The organism is Salinivibrio sp. SS3 (assembly GCF_001722105.1).
Lineage (GTDB): Bacteria > Pseudomonadota > Gammaproteobacteria > Enterobacterales > Vibrionaceae > Salinivibrio > Salinivibrio kushneri.
The window spans coordinates 57,083-69,840 of sequence record NZ_MEBQ01000041.1 but is presented as its reverse complement, the minus strand read 5'-3'; the positions used below and the strand labels follow the sequence as shown (position 1 = coordinate 69,840).

At 49.3% G+C, this 12,758-nt stretch carries 13 protein-coding genes and 1 rRNA gene; 4 read left to right on the top strand and 10 right to left on the bottom strand.

The window, feature by feature from the left end; all coding sequences use genetic code 11:
• The 5 genes from BGL48_RS16405 to BGL48_RS11675 form a co-directional block, all read right to left on the bottom strand.
• A 16S ribosomal RNA gene (locus BGL48_RS16405) occupies positions 1-132 on the bottom strand; the annotation flags it as partial.
• Between the two features lie 403 nt (positions 133-535).
• Positions 536-958 (bottom strand): type IV pilus modification PilV family protein, encoded by a 423-nt coding sequence (locus tag BGL48_RS11690; RefSeq protein WP_069362805.1) that lies wholly within the window; start codon positions 956-958, stop codon positions 536-538.
• A 4-nt stretch (positions 959-962) separates the two neighbouring features.
• A complete protein-coding gene (locus BGL48_RS11685; RefSeq protein ID WP_069362804.1) occupies positions 963-2,354 on the bottom strand; it encodes a hypothetical protein in 1,392 nt (463 codons plus the stop codon).
• Entirely contained in the window at positions 2,354-3,034 is a 681-nt protein-coding gene (locus BGL48_RS11680; protein WP_069362803.1) for a hypothetical protein, read from the bottom strand. Before BGL48_RS11680 ends, BGL48_RS11685 begins: the two co-directional genes overlap by 1 nt.
• On the bottom strand, positions 3,021-3,617 hold the full coding sequence (locus BGL48_RS11675; RefSeq protein ID WP_069362802.1) for a pilus assembly FimT family protein: 597 nt from the start codon (positions 3,615-3,617) through the stop codon (positions 3,021-3,023). Before BGL48_RS11675 ends, BGL48_RS11680 begins: the two co-directional genes overlap by 14 nt.
• 99 nt (positions 3,618-3,716) lie before the next feature.
• On the opposite strand from BGL48_RS11675, the gene BGL48_RS16625 reads away from it, so the two are divergent.
• Positions 3,717-4,199, top strand: a complete 483-nt coding sequence (locus BGL48_RS16625; protein ID WP_069362801.1) for a type IV pilin protein — start codon at positions 3,717-3,719, stop codon at positions 4,197-4,199.
• A 67-nt stretch (positions 4,200-4,266) separates the two neighbouring features.
• Here the strand turns inward: BGL48_RS16625 and dnaJ are convergent, their stop codons facing one another.
• The 3 genes from dnaJ to grpE form a co-directional block, all read right to left on the bottom strand.
• Entirely contained in the window at positions 4,267-5,415 is a 1,149-nt protein-coding gene (gene dnaJ, locus BGL48_RS11665; protein ID WP_069362800.1) for a molecular chaperone DnaJ, read from the bottom strand.
• 119 nt (positions 5,416-5,534) lie between these two features.
• Positions 5,535-7,457: a molecular chaperone DnaK gene (gene dnaK, locus BGL48_RS11660; protein WP_069362799.1), complete on the bottom strand. Its 1,923-nt coding sequence runs from the start codon at positions 7,455-7,457 to the stop codon at positions 5,535-5,537.
• A 192-nt stretch (positions 7,458-7,649) separates the two neighbouring features.
• On the bottom strand, positions 7,650-8,294 hold the full coding sequence (gene grpE, locus BGL48_RS11655; RefSeq protein WP_069362798.1) for a nucleotide exchange factor GrpE: 645 nt from the start codon (positions 8,292-8,294) through the stop codon (positions 7,650-7,652).
• 173 nt (positions 8,295-8,467) lie between these two features.
• On the opposite strand from grpE, the gene nadK reads away from it, so the two are divergent.
• From nadK to bamE, 3 genes are all read left to right on the top strand, one after another.
• On the top strand, positions 8,468-9,349 hold the full coding sequence (nadK, locus tag BGL48_RS11650; RefSeq protein ID WP_069362797.1) for an NAD(+) kinase: 882 nt from the start codon (positions 8,468-8,470) through the stop codon (positions 9,347-9,349).
• Positions 9,350-9,531: 182 nt separating this feature from the next.
• Positions 9,532-11,199, top strand: a complete 1,668-nt coding sequence (gene recN, locus BGL48_RS11645; protein ID WP_069362796.1) for a DNA repair protein RecN — start codon at positions 9,532-9,534, stop codon at positions 11,197-11,199.
• 246 nt (positions 11,200-11,445) lie between these two features.
• Positions 11,446-11,802 (top strand): outer membrane protein assembly factor BamE, encoded by a 357-nt coding sequence (gene bamE / locus BGL48_RS11640; RefSeq protein WP_046075182.1) that lies wholly within the window; start codon positions 11,446-11,448, stop codon positions 11,800-11,802.
• A gap of 82 nt (positions 11,803-11,884) precedes the next feature.
• On the opposite strand, the gene BGL48_RS11635 is transcribed toward bamE, so the two are convergent.
• Together BGL48_RS11635 and BGL48_RS11630 are read right to left on the bottom strand one after the other, a co-directional pair.
• A complete protein-coding gene (locus BGL48_RS11635) occupies positions 11,885-12,235 on the bottom strand; it encodes an RnfH family protein (protein ID WP_069362795.1) in 351 nt (116 codons plus the stop codon).
• On the bottom strand, positions 12,228-12,659 hold the full coding sequence (locus tag BGL48_RS11630) for an SRPBCC family protein (protein WP_069362794.1): 432 nt from the start codon (positions 12,657-12,659) through the stop codon (positions 12,228-12,230). The genes BGL48_RS11635 and BGL48_RS11630 overlap by 8 nt, the downstream gene beginning before the upstream one ends.
• Positions 12,660-12,758 lie beyond the last annotated feature (99 nt).

The following is a 12,758-nucleotide window of genomic DNA, read 5'->3' as shown; positions in this document are numbered from 1 at the left end:
CCTCTCCCCCCCCTCCGCCGCTCGACGTACTTCCTATCCTCCTAAGCTTTACTTCTGCCGTTTCCGCTCGACTTGCATGTGTTAGGCCTGCCTCCAGCGTTCATTCTGAGCCATGATCAAACTCTTCAATTTAAGTTTGGTGTTTCCGTAGAAACTGCTCAATGAATACTGATTACTGTTTATCTCCGAAGAGACAAACGAATTGACTGTGCCGAACAACTATAAAAGTTGTCGTTTGGTCACTCAGTTCATCGAATAAATCTTTTTGTCTATTCTTAACGAGTGCCCACACAGATTGCATAGGTCAAATTGTTAAAGAGCGCCGCTCAATCTTGAGCGGGAGTGGCATTTTACGCCACCTTGGCAATGAGTCAAGCGTTTTGTTTGCTTGGCTATTTTGCCGTTGTTAGCGCGGCTTGCCGTGCCAACGAGAGCGCATTATAGAGAGGTAATTTTTGGGCGCAAGGGGTTTTTAAGAAAAACTTTCCAGGCGAACAAAAAGCATACAAAAAAGGTGAATTGACGGGGTTTCAGCTTAACCATGACGATGGATAGAGGCGGTAAAATAAAAGATTAGTGACTGAGCCCCCCCCCGACTATCTTTCCAACTTACGATGACTTCCAACTGTTTAGCATAAGGGCCTGTCTCCCCCATCAAGGTTTTTGTGGTTTCCGCTTTTAGTTGGTAAGGCGTCTCTTTAGTTTCAATCAAGCAACCAGCAATATTTGAAAGCTGAACCTTTTCTCCATTCTTTGCTGAGCAAGGTGTATCGGTGTTGATGCGCTGCCAAAGGGCGAGTTGATCATTGGCAATATGCATGGCCCCTTCGGCGAGCTTGGCATTATATTGCCGAGCTTCAATCTCTGCGGTGAGACTATACAGGCCTAACCCCGTGACAGAGACCAGCACGAGCGCGATCATTATCTCTAAGAATGAAAACCCAGATTGAGACTTCATCGCCTTATCCTCCACTGGGTGGTGTTAGGTTGTAATAGCTATTGGGTAAGGGCCTTAGCTGCCCGAGCCCCTGAAAACTAGCACGCTTATTACCATCATTATAATTGGCAACCAACGAGCCATTAATGACGGTATTGCCATCAGGCACATCGCTGATAAATGCACCCTCAGTTCTAAAACTGCCATCAAACCAGAAGGGGACACGGCTTGCCTGCTGAGGTTTTTTCACATTGGCAGTGATATTCTGGCAAAGCTCGCGAATCGTCGCATCACTGTGCGTGCATGACAACTGCCCACTCTGAGAGCTATCCATGCCCCATTGCCTCGCATACTCATTCGCTTTCATCGTGGGATTAAATTGATAGATGACACCATTGAATGGGTTCATCGCACCACGAAGTGCCATAATGCCATCTTGTACAACCAACAACACGGGTGGGACGTGTGGGCCACTCGGCAAACTCTTTTCCCCTCCGCGACTTAAATCACAAGGCCCATCAACCCAGACTTTAACGTTAGGTTGTCCGCTCCCCTGCTCCATCGCATTGTAGACCGCTTCATAACACTCCGATGCATTGCCATGCGTGTCAACGACGGTTCCGCCTTTTTCCTCAAACTGCTGTTTGGCAAGCTGCCACTGTGAACGCGGGACACCAAAAAAGTCCTGAAAAAGGTCCATGTCCTTCACATTGGTTTGTACATCTTTTTTCAGCAGCGTCTCTGCCTCATCGCGGCTATCCGCAACTTCGCCATAAGGGACTTTAGTTTTATACTCGGGTGCACATCCTTTGCCCACTTCTAAGTGGACGGTAAATGTGTTTTTGCTTTCGCTCTTTTGATTCTCCTGGTCACTTTTATCTGATTCACTTGGCTTTCGTGGGCTGATCTTCACATCGCCACCGGCAATAATGGACTGACATTCATAGCTATCATCGTCACGTTTTTTACCCTTCGCCGGCCGCCACTTATTCGCTCCATAAAATAACACCGAACCTGAAGTGGCAAACGCAGCCGCGCGACCGCCTCCCGCACCTTGCAATGTGACCCCAACATGCTGCTGATGTGAGTGACTGCTTAGCCGCCACAACGAGGGATTGTTTGCCCAAGGCGCTAGCTCTAATCGACTTCCAGCCACACCTTGGCACTCTGATAGTTGAGCCATCCCTTTGGCCGTCTCACCGGATGAGAGGTCGAGGCCCTCGTGATATATTTTCGCCACCGCACAATCTAACCCCGCCCAAGCTCGTGAGAGATACTCTTGCGTTTTAATTCGTGCCTGCGCTTGCTGGATATCATTGATCGCACGTCGACTCACGCCAAGCACCATCAACAGTGCTATCATAGCAATACTGGCCACCACAACGAGCGTTGCAATACCGGTCTGTGTCTTTCTCATCACTGCCTCATTGTGTTACGTAAAACTAGGGTGCGAGATAAGCTTTCTTGCGTGTGTGGGGCTTCTTTTAACGCGGCAGATAAGGTAATGGTTAGGGCTGTGACTACGCGATCATTAGACGTGCTCACTTCTTCGCGCTCAAAAGTCAGATTATCAATCACAATATTGCGCGAAGAAATATCTCGCCAATAACCGAATTTGCACCTCCAGTTGTCTGTATCGTCGTGGTTCTCGTAGATTTCTACAGCCTGATTATCAGCATCGAACCGAAAGCCCTTTACATCATCTTTTCCTGCATCCAACTGAGGAGTGACCCCCGTCTGTTGGTAGGCAAAACGAATACATTGCCCCTGAGTGATATTGTCGGCGTCGTCGATGCCGTCAGTGCCATCGGTATCGTCGGTACCGCCAATGTTCTCAATCAGCACTAGATGCTTATCTACTTGAAACGCCGTGGTCTCCCCACACTGATAACACAATCCAGCTCGACGAATATCAGACTCCATCATGGTCAGTAAGCGACTTAGCTCAAGGGATAAGCTAGTCTTCGCATCAAGGCGGGTTTGGGTCACACTCGCGGACGTCATCATCGACAATGCCGCCAACATGACCATTAGGCTAACCGATAAACCGATAAGCAGTTCGAGCAAGCCATACCCCAACTGGTTAACTGCTCGCATCGTTTTCGCCCTCAGTGTGACACGTCGTGTTGTCCTTATTTTTTTTACAATGGCTAAAACCCAGGTACTGACGAACTTGCACTACATAGTCTGGCTGTTGGCGCTTCTTAGCCATTAATCCAAGTGTGAGGTTGAGGTTCGGCCGCTGGGTTCGAAAGTCAATCGTAAATAAATCGCCGTCTGGCTGTAATTGCCACTCTTCTTTAACTTGTTTTTTTAGTGTGACCTGTTTATCTAGCCTCACCATCAAGGCTTGCGTTTGATGGCAGGCGTGAGTCGATGGCTGTTGGGCTGATGCTCGGACTGTGGAAGATACTTTTGCTTTGGCAACAATGCAGTCAATCCCACCCTCACTCACTAAGCTAACAACATACGATCGACTTTCTTCGACAGCTCGGCTTTGTGCCAACTGAAACAAACTAGAGAGTGCCGCACTCTCATTGGCAATTAACGTCGCTTGGTGCGCTTTTTGAAAGTTGGGAAACGCAATACTGCATGTAACCGCCAGGACAGCAAGCGCAATCAGTGACTCTATTAAAGTAAAGCCATGATAACGTCGTTTTTGATGAGAGATAAAACGCATACTGCCTCCCAGGATCTTCGCCTGCTGATTGCGCTCAGATTACCACTCTCATAACCTCTGTATGCGTTTGGTGATTGAGTCTTCGAGAGGCCCGTAGAAATGCGTTTATCTTTTTGTCGCTATTTACAACATGGGGTGACATTGATCGAAATGATGCTCGTCTTGGCTATCATCGCCACACTTGCAGGGGTAGTCATACCCAGCTATACGGAGTACCAACAACGACAGACACGGCACGCAGCGACGCGACACTTAATTCAGTTACAAGCCTGGGTAGAGCAGCAGTTCATTACGACAAAACACTATCCTTCGGTATCAGATGCAACCGACTTAGAAGCAAAAGCACTCTGTGCCGATTGCCAGTTATCGCCTGATTATCGATTCGAAATTCAAAGTGGTGAGGCTACCTATAAGATCCTTGCTCACCCTCGAGCTAATCACTCACAAACCGATGATCCCTGCGCAACCTTAGTGCTCTATGCTAATGGACTAATAACCTCTACCTCATCCAACGCATCCTGCCCCTTACCCCAAGATCGTGCAAAAAATGGGGTTCTTCAGACATTAAAACGGCCAGCATAGAGCTGGCCGCTAATTATTTCAGTACGCTCTGACTCGCCGTCGAGCGTAGCGGGAGAAACTCAGTCGTTTATCCGGTTAAATCGTCAAAGAATTTCTTAACACCGTCAAAGAAACCTTCTGATTTTGGCTTGTGCTTTTTCGCCTCAGAGCCACTAAACGACTCTTCCAGCTCCTGAAGCAGCTCTTTCTGCCGGCTACTCAAATTAACTGGAGTCTCAACCACCATTTTGCAGATGAGATCGCCAACACCGCCGCCACGAACAGACTGCACACCTTTACCGCGCATGCGGAACATGCGACCCGTTTGTGTTTCTGCTGGGACTTTTAAGCTAACACGACCATCTAAGGTAGGGACTTCAACCTCGCCGCCGAGGGCTGCCATGGTGAAGCTCACTGGTACTTCGCAGTAGAGGTTGTTGCCATCACGGGTAAAAATATGATGTTCGCGGATGTGCACTTGAACATACAAGTCACCCGCCGGGGCACCGTTTTCACCCGCTTCACCTTCTCCGGATAAGCGAATGCGATCACCCGTATCAACCCCCGCAGGGATTTTTACATTCAAGTGCTTGGTTTCTTTTACGCGACCTTGGCCGTGGCAACTGTTACAAGGATCTTTGATAATGGTCCCGCTGCCATGACACGTTGGACATGCTTGTTGAACCGCGAAGAAACCTTGGCGCATTTGCACTTGGCCGATACCGTTACAGGTTCCACAGGTTTGTTTTTTCGAACCTGGTTTCGCCCCACTGCCATCACAGGTTTTACACCCGACATAAGTAGGGACTTCGATCTCTTTGCTGACGCCACGGACCGCTTCTTCAAGCGTAAGCTCCATGTTGTAGCGTAAATCGGCTCCACGTTGCGCGCGTTGCTGACCACCACGACGACCTCCGCCGAATATATCGCCGAATACGTCACCAAAAATATCGCTAAAGTCAGCACCTCCACCGAAGCCACCGCCGCCGAAGCCGCCGCCTCCCATGCCGCCTTGTTCAAAGGCTGCGTGACCATATTGATCATAGGCTGCGCGTTTTTGCGGGTCGGTCAGCACTTCATAGGCCAACTTAATTTCTTTAAACTGATCGGCTGCATCTTCGCCTTTGTTGCGGTCTGGGTGATATTTCATTGCCAGCCGCTTATAGGCTTTTTTAATATCGCGCTCGCTTGCATCGCGGCTTAAGCCGAGCACTTCATACAAATCTCTTTTAGACATGGTCTGACTGCACCTGTTTACGTCAACAAAACAAAGACGTTCAATTCACTGTTTGATAAAACGACGGGCGAAGGAGATTGCTCCCCTACGCCCGTGCTTATTAACGACAGTGCTTTCGCTTATTTCTTGTCGTCGTCTTTAACTTCTTCGAACTCAGCATCGACAACATCGTCGTCTTGTTTTGCTGAATCAGCACCGGCGTCTTGCTGCGCCTGCTCATCTTGAGCTTGCTGCTGCGCGATTTCCATCAGTTTTGATGAAGCGGCAACCAGTGCTTGAACCTTCGCATCGATGTCTTCTTTGTCTTCACCGTTGCGTGCGGTTTCTAGCTCAGAAATGGCGGTTTCGATCTTCTCTTTGTCTTCAGCAGGCAGTTTGTCACCTGCTTCGTCCATTTGCTTACGCGTGCCGTGAACCAGTTGGTCAGCTTGGTTGCGCGCAGTCACTAGCTCTTCGAACTTTTTGTCCGCTTCTTTGTTAGCTTCTGCTTCTTGCACCATCTTCTCAACGTCTTCGTCACTTAGGCCGCCAGACGCTTGGATAGTGATCTTCTGCTCTTGGCCGGTTTGCTTATCAGCCGCAGACACATTCAAGATACCGTCAGCGTTCAAATCGAAGGTCACTTCGATTTGTGGCACACCGCGTGGCGCAGGCTGGATGCCCTCGAGGTTGAACTGACCCAGTGATTTGTTATGCATGGCTTGCTTACGCTCACCCTGAATCACGTGGATTGTTACCGCGCTTTGGTTGTCTTCTGCAGTTGAGAACACCTGGTTCGCCTTAGTTGGGATCGTGGTGTTTTTCTCAATCAGCTTGGTCATCACACCGCCCATGGTTTCGATACCCAGTGAAAGCGGCGTCACGTCAAGCAGCAGTACGTCTTTTACATCACCAGACAGTACGCCACCTTGTGCCGCGGCACCCATCGCAACGGCTTCGTCAGGGTTCACGTCTTTACGTGCATCCTTACCAAAGTACTCTGCCACTTTGGCCTGTACCATTGGCATACGGGTTTGACCGCCAACCAAGATAACGTCAGTGATTTCGTCAACCGATAGCTCGGCATCAGCCAGTGCTACTTTCATTGGTTCTAGTGAGCGCTGAACCAGATCTTCAACCAGAGATTCAAGCTTTGCACGAGTCACTTTGATGTTCATGTGCTTAGGACCGGTTGCGTCCGCCGTCACATACGGCAAGTTCACGTCTGTTTGCTGCGCAGAAGACAGTTCAATCTTCGCTTTCTCAGCCGCTTCTTTGACACGCTGCATCGCTAGCGGGTCTTGACGCAGGTCGATGCCTTGCTCTTTTTTGAACTCGTCAACCAAGTAGGTGATCAAGCGGTTATCGAAATCTTCACCACCAAGGTGCGTGTCACCGTTTGTGGCCAATACTTCGAACGTTTGCTCGCCATCTACCTCATCGATTTCGATGATAGAGATATCGAAGGTACCACCACCTAGGTCATACACAGCGATTGTGCGATCGCCGCCTTTTTTGTCTAGACCATAAGCCAGTGCCGCAGCTGTTGGTTCGTTGATGATACGTTTAACTTCTAGACCTGCGATACGACCAGCATCTTTGGTTGCTTGACGCTGAGAGTCGTTAAAGTAAGCAGGGACTGTGATAACCGCGCCAGTCACTTCCTCGCCGAGGAAATCTTCAGCGGTTTTCTTCATTTTCTTCAGGACTTCAGCAGACACCTGTGGCGCAGCCATTTTTTGGCCTTTCGCCTCAACCCAAGCGTCACCGTTATCTGCCTTAACAATTTTGTAAGGCATGATGCTGATATCACGCTGCACTTCTTCATCTTCGAAGCGGCGGCCGATCAGACGCTTGATAGCAAACAGGGTGTTTTCTGGGTTTGTCACTGCCTGGCGCTTCGCAGGCTGACCGACAAGTGTTTCACCATCTTGTGTGTAAGCGATAACCGATGGTGTTGTACGATCACCCTCTGCGTTCTCAATGACGCGCGTTTTTTCACCGTCAAGTACGGCGACACATGAGTTGGTTGTACCCAAGTCAATACCAATGATTTTACCCATCTGGTGCTCTCCGAAATTCGTTCTATGGCTTTAATGCGTTACCCCTTATGTGGGGGTAACTGTGAGAGGTTCAACCCCCTCACCGCAATTTTATTTAGTGCTGCCGTTTAAATAAGGGCAGCCGAGTGCTTTTCAAGGGGAGGAAGCAAAAAAACACCGAATTTAGTTTAGTAAGCTCTCTCCCGGGCCTAATTAGGCTTTTTCGTCAACGTTACCTTGCGGTGCTTTGGATACCATCACCATGGCTGGGCGCACAACACGGCCGTTTAGTTCATAGCCTTTTTGCATCACCATCATCACGGTGTTTGGCTCGTGCTCGGCGCTTTCTTGAATGGTCATCGCCTGATGCAATTCTGGGTCAAACGGCTGACCTTGAGGATCGATCGCTTTCAACCCAAACTTATCGATAGTATCCATCATGGTTTTCAGCGTCAGCTCAACCCCTTCCACCATTGGTTTGATTGATTCGTCTTCCTTGTCGGCCATTTCAACCGCGCGTTCAAGGTTATCAATCACGGGTAAAAGCTCACCGGCAAATTTCTCTAGGGCGAACTTGCGCGCTTTATCCACTTCTTGCTCGGTACGACGACGCATGTTATCGACGTCCGCACGGGCACGCAGCACACCGTCTTGCTGCTCTTGCACCTTGGCTTCGCTTGCCTCGAGTGCCGCCTCAAGCTCGGTAATACGTGCAATCATGGCTGCGGTTTCTTCATGTTCAATGTCTGCACCACTATTTGCCTGTTGCTCAGCGGCCTGCTCTGTACCTTTGGCTTCAGCAGCTTGCGCATCTTTCATCGCTTCCTGCTCTTGCTTCACTTTCTGTTCTTCGCTCATGATCACTCCGACACAAATGGCATTGCCCAGCACGCCACTGGGACTATTCAACTTGATTGACGAAAGTATTATGGGGATGAATCTTTATGATTCAACCGCTCGCATAACGCAAATCACGACAATCGCTTTTTTACCGCGTTATACTGGGCACAAATAACGATGAGATCCTGATTATGTCGACAGCATTCCAGCGCATTGCCCTGATTGGCAAACCTCGTAACCCGGAAGCGGTTAACACACACATAGGCCTCTATCACTGGCTAACTGAACGCGGTTATGAGGTGTGCATTGACACACGCTTGAGCACCAATCTTGGTTTGCCCGATGCCCATTACTTGGATCTCGTGACGATAGGCCAATACGCCGACTTAGCCATTGTGATCGGTGGGGACGGCAATATGCTCGGCGCCGCACGTGTACTGTCTCGCTGCGATATCAAGGTGATCGGAGTGAACCGCGGTAACCTCGGCTTTCTCACCGATTTGGATCCCGAAGCCTTTGAACATGCGCTGGAAGCGGTATTAAGCGGTGAGTACTTGGAAGAAGACCGTTTTTTACTTGAAACCGAAATTCATCGTCACGATCAGGTAAAAAGCCACAACGCCTCATTGAATGAAGCGGTACTTCACCCCGGGCAAGTCGCGCACATGATTGAATTTGAAGTGTACATTAACGAGCAGTTTGCCTTCTCTCAGCGATCGGACGGGATCATTATTTCAACGCCCACAGGCTCAACCGCATACAGCTTATCTGGCGGTGGTCCTATTTTATCTCCTAGCCTCGACGCGATTTCGCTCGTGCCTATGTTCCCGCATACATTGTCGAGCCGTCCATTGGTTGTTGATGGCAACCGCCGTATTAAATTACTGGTTTCGCCTGACAACCGCGGGACACTGGAAGTGAGCTGTGATGGCCAAGTTTCCTTGCCGGTAAACCCTGGGGACGAAGTGCACATTTACAAAAGTCCCGCCACGCTCAAACTCATTCATCCTCAAGATTATAATTATTACAACACGTTACGAAAAAAACTGGGTTGGTCTTCTAAGTTGTTTTAAGCCAGCTGTTTCTTATCTTTTACATGTATCCGATAAAAAGCAGGGCTTCCTGCTTTTTTAATGCGCAATTTTTGTGCTGTTCATCGCATTCACAACAATTCTTGCCCAACAGTATTCACTGGATGAAAAAACAGTATATACTGTATCTATAAACAGTTGTTGATAGATACAGGTGCCTCTCTATGTTAGCCGATATAACCATTCAAAACTTTGCCATCGTTAAATCCTTGGAGTTGGAGTTTAGTAAAGGCATGACGGCGATCACCGGTGAAACCGGGGCGGGTAAATCTATTTCTATCGATGCGCTAGGGTTGTGCCTTGGTGATCGTGCCGATGCCAACATGGTGCGCCCGGGGGAGAAACGCGCAGAAATTTCTGCCAGCTTCACCCTTGAGCAAAACAGCGCCGCACGTCGCTGGCTGCAAGATAACGAACTGGAAGACGGTGATGATTGCATTTTAAGACGAGTGATCACCAAAGAAGGCCGCTCACGCGCGTATATCAACGGTAACCCCGTACCTGCCTCACAGCAAAAAGCGCTGGGGCAGCTATTGATAAATATCCATGGTCAACACGCGCACCAACAACTGTTACGCCCTGAACACCAAATTACGTTATTAGACCAATACGCTGGCCACCAAAGCTTGCTGGACAAAATGGCGACACGCTATCAGCGTTGGCGCCGTACTAAAAATGAGCTAAAAGCACTGATCAAGAAAAAAGATGACATCGACGCTCAGCAACAACTTTTGGAATATCAAGTCGGTGAGCTCAATGAACTCGCATTGGGTGAAGAGGAATACCAACAAATCGAAGAAGAACACAAGCGCTTGTCAAACAGTGGCGATATCGCCATGACCAGTCAGGCGGTGGTGGATTTACTCAGTGATGGCGAAGAGACCAACACATTGAGCTTACTGACGGCGGCCCAGCAGCGCTTAAGTGAGCTGGCTGCACTAGATAGTCACTTCTCACCGCTCGCTGAAATGCTCGAAGAGGCGCGCATCCAAACCCAAGAGACGAGCCAAGAAGTGAGTAGCTATCTTGACCAACTCGATATGGATCCTCAACGCCTTCAGTATCTAGATCAGCGCATGAGCACTATCATGAGTTTGGCGCGTAAACATCAGGTTCAACCTGAAGCATTGTATGACACCCACCAGCAGTTAATTAGAGAGTTGGAGAAACTGGGACATAACGATGAGGCGATTGAGCAGTTGCAAGCAGATGTGGACAGGCAGTTTGCTGATTGCCTCGACACCGCGGAAAAATTGAGCAAGAGCCGTCGTCGCTATGCCAAAGAGTTGAACAAACTGATCACGCAAAGCATGCACCAGCTGAGCATGGAACATGGTAGCTTCGAGATCCAAGTCGAAAATAAAGCGGAGACCCACCTCAGCCCACTAGGTGGCGATGCGGTGGCATTTCTTGTGTCGACGAACCCAGGTCAGCCTTTACAACCACTGGCGAAGGTTGCATCCGGCGGCGAGCTGTCTCGGATCTCGCTGGCCATTCAAGTCATCACCGCCCAAAAAGTAGAAACCCCTAGCCTGATCTTTGATGAAGTCGATGTGGGGATCAGTGGGCCAACCGCTGCGATTGTGGGCAAACTTTTACGTCAACTTGGCGACTCCACGCAAGTGATGTGTGTGACCCATCTGCCACAAGTCGCAGGCTGTGGTCATCAGCAGATGTTTGTAGCCAAAGATACTGACAAAGGCAGCACCACGACCCGTATGTATCCGCTCGACTACAAGGCAAGAATTAGTGAACTTGCGCGATTGCTAGGTGGCAGTGAGATCACTGATCGCACCCTGGCAAACGCGGAAGATCTTCTAGTAGCCGCTTGATTCTACCAAGTCAAAACAGCGCTGAATGTGGCATTCAGACCGAGAAAAGTGCACTAGCTCTGCTTTTCTCGGTTATTTCCTTACACACGTCGAACTTTTTCACATTATCACCGTCCAAACGCTGGTCGTTAGCAGATTTTTTACATATATTCCCTGCTTCATTATACTCGGGACGCATCCGTCGCGGACTACATGGTCACCGACAGACATGATTTGCCATCAAACAAGACAGTGAAGATATTAACTATGGGTTGGACTAAAGCCGCCGTTGCCTCTCTGATGGCGATTGCCATGATGGGCTGCTCTTATGCCGAAAAGCTGGTTTATCGCGTGGATATAAACCAAGGTAATTACATTGAAGAAAAGGCAGTCGACGCCTTGAAATTTGGCATGACCAAGGAGCAGGTAAAGTTCCTTCTCGGCCCACCTATGCTCGTTGAGTCAGGCTATCCCAACACTTGGTATTTTGTACAATGGCAACAACCTGGCCATGAGGCGCCAACACAAAAAGATTTGGTGCTTTCATTCGATGACAATAATCAACTCGTGAACATGGACGGTGATTTCGAGCCAGGTGAGCAATTTTTCGAAGCTGTTCAGTAACGACGACGCATCCGGCTCTCTGATGCCGTCATCTATTCTCCATGAAGTAAAGGCGCCGCTCGGCGCCTTTCTTTTTGGCTAGTCATGAGCGTTTGCGCTGGGTATCCACGCGTCCACCAGTAACAGGATCCGCTTTTCCTTCTTGTTTCGCGCGCTCAGCGCGGCGACGGCGGATCTCTTTCGGGTCGGCCTGCAGCGGGCGGTAAATCTCAATACGATCCCCGTCGCGCACTTGCGCGTCGAGTTTCACCGGTCGGCTAAATACCCCAACCTTGTTGGCCTCAAGATCAATCTCCGGATAGGCGCTTAAGACACCTGATTGACGAATAATGTCTTCCACCGTCGAGTCTGGCTTCACCACGCAGTTGAAGATGCGCTGCTCATTAGGCAACGGGTAAACCACTTCAACATGCAGCAATGTCTCTTCACTCATAAATCTCTTTCGCTCGCTCTGTAAACGCCTTCACCATACTACTGGTTAACTCGCTGAAGATACGGCCAAAGGCCGCTTCGACCAAGCGGTTCGTGAACTCAAACTCGAGGTCGAGTTCTATCTTGCATGCGTCACTTGATAACGGCGTAAATTTCCAGCCACCACTTAAGCGTTTAAATGGCCCGTCCACCAGTGTCATATCAATACGGCTGCTATCCACCAAATAATTTTTGGTGGTAAATGTTTTCTTAATCCCTGCTTTCGCCACATCTAAAGACGCGACCATGGTGGTGTCTGTATGTTCAATAAGGCGGGTGCTCACACACCCGGGCAAGAAAGCAGGATAGGACTCAACATCGTTCACCAAGGCAAACATTTGCTCAGCACTGTACGGCACTAAAGCCGAGCGGATGATTTGCGGCATAGGGACTCCTTGCAAGTTAACCGCGAAATAATACCATCGAGACTGATTGAGACCAATGCTCACAACCCACATCGCGGATAAAGTCAGACTCTTTCTCCC